The sequence below is a fragment of the Engelhardtia mirabilis genome (assembly GCF_007748095.1).
GTDB lineage: Bacteria > Planctomycetota > UBA1135 > UBA1135.
In genome coordinates this window covers 2143888-2159595 of the sequence record NZ_CP036287.1, presented here as the reverse complement: position 1 = coordinate 2159595, position 15708 = coordinate 2143888, and the positions used below count along the sequence as shown (strand labels likewise).

General features: G+C 69.2%; 16 protein-coding genes. 2 read left to right on the top strand and 14 right to left on the bottom strand.

The window, feature by feature from the left end:
• Nucleotides 1-9 precede the first annotated feature (9 nt).
• Nucleotides 10-819, bottom strand: a complete 810-nt coding sequence (locus tag Pla133_RS07870) for a hypothetical protein (RefSeq protein WP_145064368.1) — start codon at nt 817-819, stop codon at nt 10-12.
• A 454-nt stretch (nt 820-1273) separates the two neighbouring features.
• Between Pla133_RS07870 and Pla133_RS26085 the strand changes: the two genes are divergently transcribed.
• Nucleotides 1274-1420 (top strand): hypothetical protein, encoded by a 147-nt coding sequence (locus Pla133_RS26085; protein ID WP_419192231.1) that lies wholly within the window; start codon nt 1274-1276, stop codon nt 1418-1420.
• A gap of 50 nt (nt 1421-1470) precedes the next feature.
• Nucleotides 1471-1860 (top strand): IS3 family transposase, encoded by a 390-nt coding sequence (locus Pla133_RS26080; protein WP_419192230.1) that lies wholly within the window; start codon nt 1471-1473, stop codon nt 1858-1860.
• 48 nt (nt 1861-1908) lie between these two features.
• On the opposite strand, the gene Pla133_RS07860 is transcribed toward Pla133_RS26080, so the two are convergent.
• The 13 genes from Pla133_RS07860 to Pla133_RS07800 all read right to left on the bottom strand — a co-directional run bounded on the left by Pla133_RS07860 (nt 1909) and on the right by Pla133_RS07800 (nt 15650).
• Nucleotides 1909-2934 (bottom strand): hypothetical protein, encoded by a 1026-nt coding sequence (locus Pla133_RS07860; protein WP_145064366.1) that lies wholly within the window; start codon nt 2932-2934, stop codon nt 1909-1911.
• Nucleotides 2931-3485 (bottom strand): hypothetical protein, encoded by a 555-nt coding sequence (locus Pla133_RS07855; RefSeq protein ID WP_145064365.1) that lies wholly within the window; start codon nt 3483-3485, stop codon nt 2931-2933. The genes Pla133_RS07860 and Pla133_RS07855 overlap by 4 nt, the downstream gene beginning before the upstream one ends.
• Before the next feature lie 167 nt (nt 3486-3652).
• Entirely contained in the window at nt 3653-4441 is a 789-nt protein-coding gene (locus Pla133_RS07850) for a helical backbone metal receptor (protein ID WP_145064364.1), read from the bottom strand.
• A gap of 10 nt (nt 4442-4451) precedes the next feature.
• On the bottom strand, nt 4452-5348 hold the full coding sequence (locus tag Pla133_RS07845) for an MBL fold metallo-hydrolase (protein WP_145064363.1): 897 nt from the start codon (nt 5346-5348) through the stop codon (nt 4452-4454).
• Nucleotides 5345-6529: an acyl-CoA dehydrogenase gene (locus tag Pla133_RS07840; RefSeq protein ID WP_145064362.1), complete on the bottom strand. Its 1185-nt coding sequence runs from the start codon at nt 6527-6529 to the stop codon at nt 5345-5347. Before Pla133_RS07840 ends, Pla133_RS07845 begins: the two co-directional genes overlap by 4 nt.
• Nucleotides 6530-6688: 159 nt before the next feature.
• The gene (locus Pla133_RS07835; protein WP_419192229.1) at nt 6689-7033 is read right to left on the bottom strand and encodes a helix-turn-helix domain-containing protein; all 345 of its coding nucleotides are present in this window, start codon (nt 7031-7033) and stop codon (nt 6689-6691) included.
• Nucleotides 7034-7305: 272 nt separating this feature from the next.
• Nucleotides 7306-8448 carry an acyl-CoA dehydrogenase family protein gene (locus Pla133_RS07830; RefSeq protein ID WP_145064361.1) on the bottom strand — a complete coding sequence of 381 codons (1143 nt, stop codon included), beginning with the start codon at nt 8446-8448 and terminating at the stop codon, nt 7306-7308.
• A gap of 57 nt (nt 8449-8505) precedes the next feature.
• On the bottom strand, nt 8506-9363 hold the full coding sequence (locus Pla133_RS07825) for a 3-hydroxyacyl-CoA dehydrogenase family protein (RefSeq protein WP_145064360.1): 858 nt from the start codon (nt 9361-9363) through the stop codon (nt 8506-8508).
• Nucleotides 9363-10547 (bottom strand): acetyl-CoA C-acetyltransferase, encoded by a 1185-nt coding sequence (locus tag Pla133_RS07820; protein ID WP_145064359.1) that lies wholly within the window; start codon nt 10545-10547, stop codon nt 9363-9365. Before Pla133_RS07820 ends, Pla133_RS07825 begins: the two co-directional genes overlap by 1 nt.
• Nucleotides 10548-11202: 655 nt before the next feature.
• Nucleotides 11203-12051 (bottom strand): nitrilase-related carbon-nitrogen hydrolase, encoded by an 849-nt coding sequence (locus Pla133_RS07815; protein WP_145064358.1) that lies wholly within the window; start codon nt 12049-12051, stop codon nt 11203-11205.
• A 147-nt stretch (nt 12052-12198) separates the two neighbouring features.
• Nucleotides 12199-13515, bottom strand: a complete 1317-nt coding sequence (locus Pla133_RS07810; RefSeq protein ID WP_145064357.1) for a lanthionine synthetase LanC family protein — start codon at nt 13513-13515, stop codon at nt 12199-12201.
• Entirely contained in the window at nt 13484-14563 is a 1080-nt protein-coding gene (locus Pla133_RS07805) for a T3SS effector HopA1 family protein (RefSeq protein WP_145064356.1), read from the bottom strand. The genes Pla133_RS07810 and Pla133_RS07805 overlap by 32 nt, the downstream gene beginning before the upstream one ends.
• Before the next feature lies 1 nt (nt 14564).
• Nucleotides 14565-15650 carry a phosphotransferase gene (locus Pla133_RS07800; protein WP_145064355.1) on the bottom strand — a complete coding sequence of 362 codons (1086 nt, stop codon included), beginning with the start codon at nt 15648-15650 and terminating at the stop codon, nt 14565-14567.
• Nucleotides 15651-15708 lie beyond the last annotated feature (58 nt).

The window sequence follows — 15708 nt, the reverse complement described above, 5'->3', positions numbered from 1 at the left end:
CGCTTCTGGTCATACCTCGTTGATTGCCTCTTCCAGCTTGTCCATTGCCTCCTCGACCTTCTCCTTCGGACAAGGGGGAGGGCCGGGCACCGGATCAGAAATCCGTGACACCTCGAAGTGGCCTGTCGAGGTCGCGGTCGGGGTAGCTGCGGAGTAAGAGATAATGACGGAGTCTGTTTCCACGACTGTGACAGACGAGAAGTCGAGTCGGGCGCGTAGGAACTTGGTTCGACTGAAGCCTGCTGCATCGGCGTTGTCATAGAGCGCCGCCTCGTCATAGACAGGGACCAAGCTCGAGATGTCAACTCCATTGACCTCAATCGAGTAGGCACCAGAGACGTGCTCCAGCGCGTACAGCGAGACGGCGATGTCGTAGTCGGCCTCGCCGTCGTACAGCCTGGAAGAGCCGTGAACCTCCACGTTGGCATGTACGCTGGCGGCGTCTGCCCATGTATCTGGGCCTGTCGCCGTTCCGGCGGTGACGTCGACTCGTATCACGTCACGAGGCACGAGGCTGAGAAGCGACAGGTCGAATGAGAACTCAGCTGAGCACTCTTCTGCCAGGCCATCGCCGTCGTCATCTATGAACTCCTGTGAGCCCCAGGTGATCATTGCTGACGAAGAAACGTCAAAACCGTTGACGAAGATCGACGGGCTCAAGGTGTTCTCGAGCAGCCCGCTTCCACTGAAGTCGACAACGAGAGACTGGGACAGCTCGTAAACGCCAGAGGTGATATCGACGAATCCCTGAGCCTCAACTGGCGTGACTGACGTTGAACTGAGGGTCGGTCCTGCCAGGGCAAGTAGCGACTGGAACATGGCATCCGGTTATTGAGGGGCCCGCCCAAGAGGTGTTCACGATCGAACGGAGCGATAAGAAAAGGAGGGCAAAGGTCACCATCGGCGGACAAGCCGACCAACCCCTCCCGATTCTCGAAGTCTATCGAGGCTGAGCGAGGGGTGACCTGCGAATGACGCAGAAGATCCAACCTCTCGGCGATGCACAGCGTCTCCAGGGACAACGCTTGTGTGGCAGGCGCAACCAGGTCCGGGGATGCTCCATTCGTTGGCCGATGGTAATCAGTCCGCGAATTGGCCGCCGTGAGAGAGTCGGTCTGGCCAACCGGTGCCAAGGGCCAAGCAATCCCGGCGGCTGTCAAGAGAAGGGGCAGCAGGAGCCAGATGAAGCGGAAACGCAGTGGAATGACCGCCAAGAACGCTCCCAGCCACTGTTCGAGTCCAACTGCCCCATCTTCGGCAGAACGGACCGAGCATGGCCCAACGACGACACACCCCCGACCAGATCCTGGCGAAGCTCCGCGACGCGGAAGAGCGCGGGAACCCAGCGCTCAAGCGACTCGTGGCGAGGCAAGCCTTGGACAACCAGGTGCTGAAGGACATCGCAGAGGGAAACTCTTGAGCCCGACGAGCAGAAGTCGGCCTGTCCGGCACGCGATGGAGGATCACTCCATGGGCGAACGGGCGGCCTGCCGACTCGTCGGGCAGGCTCGATCGACACAGTGGCGCGAGCTCGCAGTTCCCGATGACGAGCTCGTGCTGGTCAAGGACATGCGGCGACTCTCGATGGCGCACCCCTGGTACGGCTACCGACGCATCCACCGACTGCTCGTCAACGAGGGCTGGCCGGTGAACCACAAGTCCATCCAGAGGTTGTGGGCCACCCGCCAGCCCTCGTTGACAAGCAGTAGCTGCGACGCGGCGGTCGAGATCCCCGCTGGAACCGGAACTTGGTCTCCGAAGACCACCACTGAGGCAGCCCGCGCCGCGGGTCGACTCGCGCGCGCCCGACGGACGCGTGTAGCCGACGGGGTCGAGTGGGACGAGGCCGACGACGACTGACGGTCTCGCCCCTACCTGACTCGGCTCGGCACGCAGCCCTCGAGCAGCCTAGAGCAGCGGAAGTTGCTCCACCCGGGCCAACAGCTCCTCGGACAGGATCGCGCTGTAGGCCCGCCAGTCGGCCAGGATCCCGGCGACCGCCGGCACCTCGCGGAAGCTCAGGTAGTAGATCCCGCCGAACATCCCGCAGGGGCCGTTCCCCTCGCCGATGAGCAGGACGATCCCGTTGGGCGGTTCGTACGCGGGATCCTGAGGGTCCGCCTGCGGCGAGTGCGGCGTGATGAAGGGGGCGAAGTACAGCTCCCCATGGGCGGGTCGCTCGAAGCGCGTAGTCGCCTCCAGCGTCTCGCGGATGCACGTTCGCTGGGCCTCGATCAATGAGTTGCCCAGGTCGAGGAAGGTCTCTCGCTCGCCAGCGAGCCACTGCACGAATGCATCCCAGTCGGGGTGCTCCATGTCGACATCCGCCGCAGCGGGAGACGAGGGGAGCTGACCCGGGAACAGGAACGGCTCCCGGACCAGGCGCCGCGCGAGGAGCTCGGCCGGAAACGTCGAGGGGACGTGGGAGCCGGGGAAGCGCTTGATCGCCACGGGTGCGGGCCCATTGTCGTACCACTTCAGCGCGAGCTCCGGCGCGCGCTCCAGGCACCCGTCCATGTCGCCGAGGCTGTCGCGCTCGAGCGGTCGATCGAGGCCGATGTTCTCGGGATCGTTCAGCGACCTCAGCACGACTTCTTCGACCAGCGGCCAGTCCGCGCCGTGCCAATCGCGCATGACGTCTTCCATGGTCCGGCCGCGCACTCGGATCTGCGAGCCATCGGAGATCCACGCGGGCCCGGTCGGTGCCACGCTCGCCTCGGGCTCGTCGGCCGCCGGTTCGGGTCCGGAGGGCGCTCGCAACGCGCCCGTCAAGCCAGCCAGCTCGACGTTCCCCGCAGGCTCAGGACCGCCGGCCGCGCTCGGGTGGGGAGCTTCGCCACCTCCGGCGCCCGCCCCCTTGGTCAACAGGACTCCCAAGGCAGCGCCAAAGGCCACCAACCCGAGCGCTGAGACGACTCTCCACTTGGTCCTCATTTCGAAGATCCTACGCAGTCCGAGCACTTGGCAGCCGAACGGGCGAAACAGGTTTGAGGAGGATCACAGGCATTGGTGACAACCATCGCCGACTCGTACTCGGAGTTGCAGGCGATCCAAATCGAGTTGGAGCCCGTGGTCTGGCCAGTTCCGCTGTCCGTGGCGCCATGGCTCTGGCCCGGATCGTCGATGTCCCAGTACCGATAGCCCCAGCCTGCCTGGGCATCTCCGCAGGTCCCCGACGCGAAAGACCACTGGTGGAAGAAGGTACACGGTGAGCCGTCCTTGCAACCTTCGAGTACCTGCAGGAAGCAGTCCCCATGGTCCACCATGGAGATGTAGTTCATCGCCTGGCTTCCAGCCCCGAAACTCGCGATGGGCGCATTGTCGGTGATCGAGATCTCACAGCCAGGGCACGGGTTGTCGCTGAGCGCGATCGCAGCGGGCGAGACGAGGCAGGCCAAGGCGCCGAGGCTCGGGAGGAAAGGAACGCGATCGGACAACATCGAAAACACTCCGGAGAGGGTCTGGGCTGCAAGTGCGCTGATCACTGGGCCAGCGGACTTCATCCACGGACAAGCCGTTCTGACGCGAGACTACCCCCCCCGGATTCGACAAGGCCTCCGACAGCCAGCAGGTGTCGGACAGGGGCGCACCGAGCGCTTCGTGAAGCGCCGCCGAGAGGTCGCCTGCACCTCCGAGGTCGACACGCGTTGCCTCACGTTTCCCCGTCGATCCGCTGGCGTGCCCCCGCGGGCCTCGTCAGAGCCAGGCACTGCTCGGCGTGGGGCAGGCCCAGGAGCGTGCGCGAGCCGTGCCAGGACAGGAGTTGGCCGTCGGCGAGCTGGAAGCGCTCGCGCGCGAGGCCGGTCTGCTCGCAGAGCTCGTCGATGTGCTTGGCGGCGAAGGGGAAGGGCTCGCTGGAGAGCAGGATGACGTCGGGAGCGCGGCTCGCGAGGTCCGCGGCGGTCGTGGCCGGATAGCGCTCCTCGCCGGCGCAGAACACGTTCACGCCGCCCGCGGTCGCGAGCAGCGCGTCGACGAAGGTGCCCGCGCCGGCCGCCATCCATGGCTTGCGCCAGATCAAGTAGGCGAAGCGCACCGGCGCTCGGTTTCGGGCGCGCGCGGCGATCTCGCCGCGCAGCGCTTCGATCCGGGCCGCGATGCGCTCACCCGCCTCGACGGCGCCGACCGCGGCGGCGATCGTGCGTAGTGCTGCCGCGGTCTCGGCCACGTCGCGCGGGAAGGTCACGAGCACAGGCACGCCGCGCGCCCGCAGCGAGTCCGCGTCCTCGCGGCGGTTCTCCTCCTCGTTGAGCAGCACCAGGTCAGGCTTCAGCGCCACGATGCGGTCGAGTTTCGGATCCTTGGTGCCCCCCACCACCGCTACGGCCTCGACGCGCCCCGCCGGCTCGACGCAGAACTTGGTGCGCCCCACGACCGAGGCGCCTACGCCGAGCTCGAACAGGGTCTCCGTGGTTGACGGGCAGAGCGAGACGACGCGCATCGCGCGGGGCTCAGGCAGGCGTCGCGACGAAGCGCTTCTCGCCGCGCTCGATGCGCGCGAAGGGCTGCGCGTCGTCGTGGTAGAAGAGCCCCAGCCAGCCCGCCTCGGCCGCGCGCGCGATCCACTCGCTGCGCTGCTCGAAGGAGCGCTCCACGTCGATGTCGTAGGCCATGATGTAGGGCGGCTGGACGTGGTGCGTGGTCGGAACCACGTCGGACCAGAACACCGCGGCGTCGCGGCCGGCTCGATCCAGGTCGCGGCCCGGCTCGCGCAGGCAGACCACGCTGACCCCGTCGGAGTGGCCGCCCAGGGCGTGGACCGTGAGCCCGGGCACCGGCTCCACCTCGCCGTCGAAGGGGTCCATCAGCCCAGCGGCGACGATCGGCTCGAGGTCCTCGGGGCGGTAGGAGCCGCGGCGCACGTGGTCGGGCTTCAGGCAGCGCTCGACCTCGATACGCGGAGCGACGTGGCGAGCGTTGGGGCACAGGGGCGCACCGTCCGCGTCGACCAGGGCGCCGATGTGGTCCCAGTGGCAGTGGGAGGCGACCACGTGGGTGACCTCGCCCGGCTCGACCCCGGCCGCGCGCAGGCTGGCGGCGAGGGAGCCGCCACCGTCCAGGTGGTAGATGCCGCGCAGCTTGTCGCTCCAGCGGTCGCCGACGCCGCCCTCGATCAACACCACCGCGTCGCCGCGCCGCGCCAGGAACGGGCGCAGCGCCATGCGGATCGTGTTGTCGTCCGCGGGCGGGGTCATCCGTCGCCAGAGGTTCGCGGGGACCACGCCCCACATGGCGCCGCCGTCCAGACGGAACTCACCGTCGGACAGGGCCGTGACCGTCCAGCCGCCGACGGTGCGGGTCTCGCCCGCCCCCGCCGCGACCGCTCCGGCCCCGACCGAAACGCTCACCGCAGGATCTGACGCGAGATGATCAGGCGCTGGATCTCGCTGGTGCCCTCGCCGATCGTGCACAGCTTCGCGTCGCGCCACATGCGCTCGAGCGGGTACTCGCGCGAGTAGCCGTAGCCGCCGAAGATCTGGATCGCGTCGTAGGTCACGCGCATGGACGTCTCCGACGCGTGCAGCTTGCCCATCGCCGCCTCGAGCGTGTAGGGCTGACCGGCGTCCTTGACCCGCGCTGAGTGGTAGACGAGGTGCCGCGAGGCCTCGATGTCGAGAGCCATGTTGGCCAGCTTGAAGGCCACCGCCTGCTGGTCGGCCAGGGTCTTGCCGAAGGCCTCGCGCTCCTTGGCGTGGCGCAGGGCGTTCTCGTAGGCGCCCTCTGCGATCCCCAGGGCCAGGGCGCCGATCGAGATGCGGCCCCCGTCCAGGGTCTTCATGAAGGTCTTGAAGCCCTGGCCCTCGGGCCCGAGCAGGTGGTCGCGCGGAATGCGCGCGTCCTCGAAGACCAGGCTGGCCCAGTCGCTGCCGCGCATGCCGAGCTTGACCTCGCCCTTCTCCAGGCTGAAGCCGGGCGTGTCGCGGGGCACCACGAAGGCCGAGATGCCCTTGGAGCCCAGGGACTTGTCGGTCACCGCCGTGACGATGAACACGCCCGCGTGGTTGGCGTTGGTGCAGAAGCACTTGCGGCCGTTGAGCACGTACTCGTCGCCGTCCAGCACCGCCGTGGTCTGGGTGCCACCGGAGTCCGACCCCGCGTTGGGCTCGGTCAGGCCGTAGGCCCCCATGTACTCGCCGGCGATCAGCTTGGGTACGTAGAGCTGCTTGAGCCGGTCGTTGCCGAAGGCGTAGATCGGCCAGGTGCCGAGGGAGACGTGGGCCGCGAGGGTCAGACCGGTCGAGCCGCAGACCTTGGCGATCTCCTCGACGGCGATCGCGTAGGCCAGGGTGCCGCCGCCGGACCCGCCGTATTCCTCGGAGAAGGGGATCCCCGGCAGGCCGAGCTCGACGATCTTGTTCCAGATCTCGACTGGGAAGCGGTGCTCCTCGTCGATCTCGTGGGCGATCGGGGCGACCTCGGCCTGGGCGAACTCGCGGACCATGTCGCGGATCATCCGCTGGTCCTCGGTCAACTCGAGGCCGTGGGCGATGGAGGGAAGATCGGAGGTGCTGGGGGAGACGGTGGTCATCAGGTGAGGGCCCGATCGGGCTCGAGATCCCGGGGTTGTCGCCCCGGGGCCGCTCCTCCCAAGTTCGCGCAGCTCCGCAGAGGCAGCGATCGGGGGGACGATGTGCTCACGAAGAGCCGGAACTCAAGAAGAGCTGGAACTCAAGAAGAGACAGTTAGGTCAGTCGAGCGAGAGGCGCCAGCCCGAGGTGCGCCGTTCTTCGGACGGCTCCGAGCTGCGCCGCCCAGCAGGAGACTCCGCTTGGCTGGTGCCATTGCTCGAGGTCGGCGGCTGGGGGCTCACCATGTCGGCGTTGTCCGCTTGGCTGTCCTTGTAGAACTCGCTGCTGCGTCCCGCGCCGACCCAGTCGATCAGGTGGCTGCGCGAGAACTTCCACTCGCGGCCGATCTTGCGGGCGGGCAGGTCCTGGGAGTGGAGCACCTTGTTGAAGGTCTTCACGCTCACTCCCAAGAGGGCCGCGGCTTGCTCGATGTTGAGGATGTCGGGGTCGTTGCTTCCGCTCATCGCAAGGCTTCTCGCTCCAGTGCGCCGTCTCGGTTCTTCGTGGGGGGGGCTCGGTGGACGGTTGGCAGGCTGACCGTCGTCGATTGCGGAGCGAACCGAGTCACTTCATTCCGCCGTCGTGGGTCGTCCAGCGCTTCCCCCCGTTCCGCCCTGGCAGGCGGCGGACCGAAGGGGCCAGGTCGCGGGCAAGCGCGCCGCCTGGCTGCCGCTTCCCACCTTAGCGTCTCCGGCCGGGCCTGGCGGATTTTCGCGGCTCCGACCTTCGGGGGGGTTCAACCCATGAGATTGCGGGCGATCACCAGGCGCTGGATGTCCGTCGCGCCCTCGTAGATCTCGGTGATTCGCGCATCCCGGAACAGGCGCTCGACGTGGCTGTGATCGGTGTAGCCGAATCCGCCGTGAATCTGTAGGCACTCATCGGCCGCGAAGTTCGCGGCCAGCGACGCGGTCAGCTTGGCCTGGGCCGCTTCGCGGGTGCAGGGTCGCTGGCGATCGCGCAGCCAGGCAGCGCGGAAGCAAAGCAGCTCGGCCGCGTCCAGCCGCGAGGCCATGTCGGCGATTTTCCACTGGATCGCCTGGAAGTGCCCGATCGGGCGGCCGAACTGCTCGCGCTCGCCGGCGTACTTGATCGACGCCTCGAGGCAGGCGCGGCCGATACCTACCGCCTGGGATGCGATACCGATGCGGCCGCCGTCGAGGGTGTCCATCGCGACCTTGAAGCCGCTGTCGACCTCGCCGAGCACCGCGGAGGCCGGCAGCTTGACGTTCTCGAACACGACCTCGGTGGTCGACGAGCCGCGGATGCCGGCCTTGAGCTCGGTCTTGCCGACGCGCACGCCAGGCGTGTCCTTCGGGACGATGAAGCAGCTCATGCCCTTGGCCTTGGACACGTCCGGATTGGTGCGGGCGTAGACCAGGAAGACGCCGGCCCAACCGCCGTTGGTGACCCACAGCTTGGTGCCGTTCATGACCCAGCCGTCACCGTCACGCACCGCACTGGTCTGGACCGCGGCGGCATCCGAGCCCGCGTTGGCCTCGGTCAGGCAGTAGGACCCGATGATCTCGCCCGTCGCGAGCTGCGGCAGCCACTGCGCCTTCTGCTCGTCGGTGCCCCACTTGTTGATCGGCGCGCCGACCAAGCTGTTGTGAACCGAAAGGGTCACGCCCGTCGCCGCGCAGCCGCGGTTGAGCTCGATCAATGCCGCGGTCAGGGCTTCGTTGCCCAGGCCGGCGCCGCCGAACTGCTCGGGGATGGTCAGGCCCCACAGACCCAGCTCGGCGATCTTCTCGAAGACTTCCTTCGAGATGGTCCCCTCGCGGTCGTGTTGGGTGGCGCGCGGGATCAAGTCGCCGTCGGCGAAATCCCGCGTCATGTCGCGCACCATCTGGACGTCTTCGTTCAGGTCGAAATCCATTGCTCGTTCTCGCCGGTCCTTGTGGGGTCGTCGCGTCGGGGGGTGCCGACGCAGGCGTCACTCGTAGTCGTAGAAGCCCTTGCCGGCTTTGCGTCCCAGCCTCCCTGCGGTCACCATTCGTCGCAGTAGCGGGCAGGGACGATACTTGCTGTCGCCCATGTCCCGGTGCAGGACGTTCATGATGTCCAGGCAGACGTCCAATCCGATCAGGTCGGCCAAGGCCAGGGGACCCATGGGATGGTTCATCCCCAGTTTCATGACCGTGTCGATGGCTTCCTTCTCGGCCACGCCTTCCATCAGGCAGTAGACCGCCTCGTTGATCATCGGCATCAGCACCCGGTTCGACACGAAACCGGGGTAGTCGTTCACTTCCACCGGAGTCTTGCCCAGGGATTCCGAGGCTTCGATCACCGCGCGCACGGTCTCGTCCGAGCTCTCCTGGGCCCGCACGATCTCGACCAGCTTCATCAGCGGCACGGGGTTCATGAAGTGCATCCCGACGACCTTGTCGGGGCGCTTCGTCGCCGCGCCGAGGGCCGTGACCGAGATCGACGAGGTGTTGCTGGAGAGGATCGCGCCCGGGTTGCAGACGGCGTCCAGCTCCGCGAACAGGGCCGACTTGGCGTCCAGGCGCTCGACGATGGCCTCGACCACCAGCTCGGCGTCGGCGGCGTCCTTGACCCTGGTCGAGGTCGAGATCCGAGCGGAGATGCCATCGGCCGTGGCCTGGTCGATCTTCTCCTTGGCGACGAAGCGCGCGAGGCTCTTGCCGATCGTCGCCACGCCGCGTTCGAGGGCGGCGTCGTCGCGATCGATCATCGTCACCTGCGCCCCGCCGGCGGCGAAGGTCTGCACGATGCCGTTGCCCATGGTGCCCGCGCCGATGACGGCGACGCGCTTGTAGGTGCAGCCCATCAGAGCGCCTCCACGGCCAGCGAGACGGCATTGCCGCCGCCGAGGCACAGCGAGGCCATGCCCGTCTGGGCGCCGCGCTGGGCCATGGCGTAGAGCAGGGTGGTCAGGATCCGCGCTCCGGACGCGCCGATCGGGTGGCCCAGTGCGACCGCCCCACCGTTGACGTTGACCTTCTCCGGATCGAGGTCGAGCACGCGCGTGAGCGCGCAGGCTGCCGACGAGAAGGCTTCGTTGATCTCGTGCAAGTCGAAGTCCGAGGCCTTGCGCCCGAGCTTCTCGGACAGCTTCCGGATCGAAACCTCCGGCGCCATCATGACCCACTCGGGATCGAGACCGCCGGTCGAGTAGCCGGTGATCCGCGCCATGGGCTTGCAGCCGAGCTCGGCGGCCTTCTCGGCGCTCATCACGACCAGGGCGCAGGCGCCGTCGTTGATCGCAGAGGCATTGGCGGCGGTCACGGTTCCGCCGTCGCGCTTGAAGGCCGGGTTCAGCTTGGCGATCGAGTCCGCCGTCATACCGGCGCGAATGGTCTCGTCCGTGGTGAAGGCGATCGGGTCCGCCTTGCGTTGGGGAACCTCGACCGTGAACTTCTCGGCGTCGAAGCGACCCGCCTCGGTGGCCGCCGCGGCCTTGCGGTGGCTGTTCGCAGCGAACTCGTCCTGGGCGGCGCGGCTGATGTCGTGCTTGTCGGCGACGAGCTCGCCGGTCATGCCCATGTGGAAGTCGTTGTAGATGTCCCACAGGCCGTCGTTGACCATCGAGTCCAGCAACTTGCCGTGCCCCAGACGCACGCCGGCGCGAGCCTCGGGCAAGAGGTACGGCGCCTGGGTCATCGACTCCATGCCGCCCGCGACGAGCACGTCCGCATCACCTGCGCGGATCGCCTGCGCCGCGAGCATCACGGCCTTCAGTCCCGACCCACAGACCTTGTTGATCGTGACCGATCCCACCGATGTCGGCACACCGCCAGCAATCGCCGCTTGACGCGCCGGGTTCTGACCCAAGCCCGCCTGCAGCACGTTGCCCATGATGACTTCCTCGACCAGACCGGCGTCGACTCCGGCGCGGCGCAGGGCCTCGGCGATGGCCAAGCCCCCCAACTGGGGTGCGCGGAAGCCGCTGAGGCCTCCTTGGAACTTGCCGATCGGCGTACGGCAGGCGCTGACGATGACCGCTTCCTTCACCGGGTCTCCTGAGTGGAACGGGTTCTGGGGTCCAAGGACCGGGGACGACCCCGCGTCCACCGCGACGCCCGGGCAAGGCGCGCGGCGAATTCGCTCGGAACCGCCGGGGGCAGTGGATCGAGCGGTCGCGAGGAGGGGGGGAGAGGCCGTCGTCGAGTCCGACCCGGGGGGCGTCGGACGGGCGAAGAGGACCCTGAGGGCGGAAGATCATAAGCGCCTGAGCGCGCCTCGCCCATGGGGGACCGAGGACTAGGGCGAGCCCCGCGAGGCCGTCGCGCCGACTGCGCGACAGTGGAGAGATCGGTGGAAAAATGGTGGAGAATTCGTTGCGGGCCGGGGGCCCGATCCGGCTCACTAGGCGCAGGTGGGTCGAAGGCGACTGCTCGCCGAACCACCCGTCGAGGGGGCCGAGTGCCTCTTCGTCGGCGCGGGCGACTGCTAGAAGCCCCCCTGAGAGAGACAGTGAGAGGCCGGCGATTCCTTCGGGGTCGCCGGCTCATTTCGTTCGGCCGGAGCCCGGCGCCGACGGGCCCGGCCCGATCGAGGGCCGAAAGGGCCCTGGCGGCCCTCTCCGCAGGGGTTTCATCCGGCCTCTCCGTGGGGATTTCATCCGCAGGGTCCAGAGGAGCTGCCCTCTCCTGCGCCCGGCCGGGGCCTATCCCTGCCAGCGGGTGTAGAGCTCGGGCCGGCGGTCGTCGGCGACCCGCACCTCCCGTCGCAGGGCGCGGGCCTGGTCCGGGTCAACGTGGGCCCAGACCAGCTCCTCGGCTCCCACTCCCGTGCCGCGGGCGAGGGTCACGCCATCCGGACCTACCAAGGCCGAGTGGCCCCCGAAGGCAAGCGCCCGCTTCCGCCGCCCCATCAGCTCCACGCCGGTGCGGTTGGCCCCCAACACGAAGGCCTGGGCCTCGACGGCGCGCCCGGCCAGGAGCGAGAACCAGTGGCTGGCCCGCGGGGTTGGCCACTGGGCCGGCACCAACAACAGGTCGGCGCCCGCCCGCCGAGCCGCCTCGACGACCGGGGCGAAGCGCAGGTCGTAACAGATCACCCCCGCCACGGTGGCCGGGCCCAGGGCGACGGCCGCGGGTGCCTGCTCGCCCGCGGAGAAGCCCAGGTTCTCCCCGGTCACGGAGAACAGATGCACCTTGTCGTAGGCCGAGAGCTCCTCGCCGCGGGACCAAAGGCTGAAGCGGTTGCGCGGCAGGCCCCCCTCCGGCGCGGCACCGTAGGCGCTCCCAGCGACCGCGACGCCGAGCTCGGCGGCGCGCTCGACCAACCGCGCGACGGACTCCGAACTCGCGCGGACCGCCGCGTCCAAGGCGCTGCGGTCCGCCTCGACCGGTGCCGGGCCACCTGCGCTGAGGAACGAGGTCGGCCACATCTCCGGCAGGACGACCAGTTCGAGGCCCGCGCGCGACGCGGCTTCGAGGCCGCGTATGCCAGCGGCCAGGTTGGCGGCCAGCTCTCCGCGACGCACATCGAATTGCCAGGCTCCAATCCGCACGGGCGCACTCTACTCGCCATCACACCGACCGCGTGCGGCGCTGACCGCGAACGAAAATGAGCTCGAGCGACGCAGGCGATGAATGGCCCAGCACGCGCAAGGCCCAGTCCGCTAGAAGCCCAGTCCGCCAAAAGCCCAGCCCGCCGCTCAGCGCGGTCCGACCAGCAAGAGGCTCGGGCAGCCGACGGGATCCGCCAGGCGCAGGAATGCGTGCCCGATCCCGGCCAGGCCCAGCATCAAGCCCGGAGCCTCGCCCCCGCCGAGCACGCCGCAGGGCCAAGCCCGCCCCTCGGCCTCGTGGGTCAGACCCAGTGTCCGAAAGCGGCTGACCCCATCGCGCGGATCCAGGTCGCCAGCCGCCTCGCCCAGACTCGCGAGCAGCTCCACCCCCGCGGTCAAGCCATGGCAGGGCGAGGCGTCGGCACCACCCGCGTCGAGCAGCTGGTGGATGTGGGCCGCGGTGGTGCGAGCGGCGACCGCGTACTCGCGTGCGAGCTCGTGATCGCTCGAATCGAGCCGCATCGACCGCTCCCGCGCGATCCCGATGCCAACGGCGCCGTGGCACCAGGCGACGCCGAACGACGGCTCCCCGGCTGCGCCCCCGAAGGCGCTGTGATCGCGCAGGTCGGGCCAATTGCCACGCGACTCGTCGAACAATCGACGCTCGTAGCGGTGTCCGGCCCGCGCGGCCTCCCGGAAGCGCCCATCGCCGGTCGCCTGCGCGAGCTCCAACAGGCTCCAGGCGATGCCAGCGACCCCGTGCCCCAGGCCGCAGAGCGGCGCGAGAACGCCCTGCTCCATGGTGTCCCAGACCATTCCGTCACCATCGGCCCGCGACTTCGAGAGCAAGTGCTCCCCGTAGCGCAGCGCGAGGGCCGTTGCCGAGCCGTCCTTCGACTCGCCTTCCAGATCGAGCAACGCGCCGATCGCTCCGGCCGCGCCGCCGATCAGGTCCGTGGGCGCCGCCGAGAGGTCCGCGTGCAAGCCCAGACGCACTCGATCCGCAGCCCACTCGACCAGGGCGCCGTCTGCCACCATCGAGCCCACTTCCCGGGCAGCCCAGACCACGCCCCAGCTCCCTGCGTAGAAGCCGTGACCCAGCGGACCCTCGAAGCGATCGAAGCGCGAGAGGGCCTGCGACATCGCACCCTGGGCCGTCCGCGCGAAACAGGCCTCGCCGGTCAGGGCGTAGAGCCTGGCGAGGAACACCGCGATGCCCGAGGTGCCCGCGTAGAGGTCCGGGCCGAAGCTGCGTTCGACGGCCTGCCAACCGGCGGGTCGCAGCTCCATCGATGCGCCGATCCAGTTGCAGCGTTGCCCGTCCCAATGGGCCTCGCGCACCAGTCGCCAACCGATCGAGGCCGCCACGCCGAGGTCGCGGCCGCGCTGCTCGTTGTCCGACTGCGGGACGCTGGCCGGGATCGACGGGGCTTCAGATCGTCGCGTTGAGATCGTGGTGAGCATGTTGTTGGTAGCGATCGAAGTTGCCGGGATTGAGGTAGGGACGATCGGGATCGAGGCCCGCGCGTCGGAAGGCGTCGACCACGGCTCGCGCTCGATCCGCGTCGCTCCCGGTCGACCGCGCCGCTAGCAGGCCCTCGGCGACCAGGCGCGCGCGGTGCAGACCGAAGCTCTCGCCAGGGTCCTCGGCCACGGCGACACCGGGAGCGAGGCGCAGGGTGAAGGGCGGCGTCCGCTCCCCGAGCCAATCCCCCACTTGGACCGCGATCTCGCGCACCAGGGGCAGGCAGGCCTCGAAGTGCCGCCGGGCCAGGTACAGCACGGCCGAGTCGCAGCGGGCGAACCCGACCGGATCCATCAGGACCTTGGCTCGGAAGGGCAGACCCGCCCGCTGCAGGGCGTGGGACGTGGCCGCGATCCAGGGCTCCGCGCCCTCGGCGGACAGGTTCCAGTAGATGCGGGCGATGCGATGCTCGTCGTCGGCCGATCCGGCGCGCTGACCGAGCAGGAAGAAGAACCCGGGCTGCACCGCCGTCGAACTAGACGGCGCCGCGACAGAGACCAGGTCGCCGGGTTGGAGCCACGGGCGTCCCGTGTCCTGCGCGGCGAAGCGACCGGGGAGTTCACGCCGCCGGCGATCGCCCTTGGCCAATCGCACGGCGCCATCGGGCTCCAGCCCCTCGACGGTCCATCCCGCGTCCCACCCGTCGCGACCGCGATTGGCGGCCTGGTAGGCGCGGGTGCGTTCCGCCCACTGCGCCGCCGTGGTCGGAGCGCCCTGCGCCGCCGGCGGCTCCCCGGGCGCAGCGCAATGGAAGCGCGCGTAGATGGCGTAGGTCAGCTGCTGCAGCAGCCCCGCCTGGGGATCGGACGGCGCGGGCTCGCCGTAGGCGGTGGGATGGACCGCCGCGATCGGCTCGCCATTCACGGCCGGCCGGCCGGTGTCGTCGAGGCTCAGGGCGCTGAGCAGCGGCCCGAGTTCGCGTTCGACTCGGCTGGTCCCCGCCTCGCCCGCGACGGTGCCAGCGGCCTGCATGGTGGTCGTTTCCATCTCAGTTGCCCTCCCCCAAGAGCAGACGCGCGGCAGCGGGCGGTTCGAGCGCCAGGGCGCGGCCGCAGGCCAGCGTCGCCCAGGCCTGGGGCGGCGGCTCGGCGGCCCCCATCGAGAACTCGTAGGCGGTTTGCACCATGCGCGCGGCTGCGTAGCGCAGGGCGCGCAGGCGCAGGTCCGCGAAGGCCTCGCGGGACAGCCCCGCCGTGCGGGCGTAGCCCTCCAGCAGCGCGCGATTGGACGGCGCCAGGTGGGCGGCAACCTGCGGCCCCGGCTGCCCGGAGGCGAAGGCCGCCAGGTTCTGCTGGGGCGAGGTGACGATCAGTTGGGACAGCGCCCCCTGCAGCAGGCAGCCCAGGTCCCAGGCGGCGTCGCCGAGGTCGGCCAACTCCCAGTCGAGCAGCACCAAGCGCTTGCCGCCGTCGACGACGACGCAGTTGTCCCACTTGAGATCGCCGTGGACGAGGGCCTCGACCCGCCAGCCCCGAGCGATCTCGGACAGGACTCCCACGTGGGCGGCGTCGGCGCGCACGACCGCCAGGAGCTGGGACTGACCGGCAGACCCCTCGACCCCCGGCATCGGCTGGGCGCCGTGGAAGACCAGGGGCCAGGGCAAGGCCCGGGGTAGCGCCGGCGCTCCACCTCCCAAGGCGACCCCCATCCCCGAGCGAGCGGCGACGGCAAGGGCGTCCCCGCAGGCGGCCGCGACCTCGGGCCGCACGCCGTAGGAAGCGCGCAGCTCGTCGCCCAGGCTCGCATGGGCGTCGAGCAGCTCGAGCACCAGTAGCCCGGCCTGCTGGTCGAAGCCCAGGTAGCGCGGCGTCACGCTCTCGAGTCCCTCGAGCTCGCCCCCGGCGACGGCGAACTCGTAGGTCACCGCTTCGCGCACCAGCGAGTCGCGCTTGCGTTGATCGTCTTCCCCCGCCTGCTTGATGAACAGTCCGCGGGCCCCCTCCACCTCGACCCGGCGATTGCGGTTGCGGCGTGTCACGTCGGCGACGACCACCTTGCCATCGACCAAGTCCCGGCCATCGACCAAGCGACGTTCGACGAGGTAGTCGATCAACTCGGGAGTGGAGAGCTGCATGGGAGCTTCGTGTGTTCGTGCTGTGCGGGCAAGGCGGCGCGCGCCATTCGACGGCGCG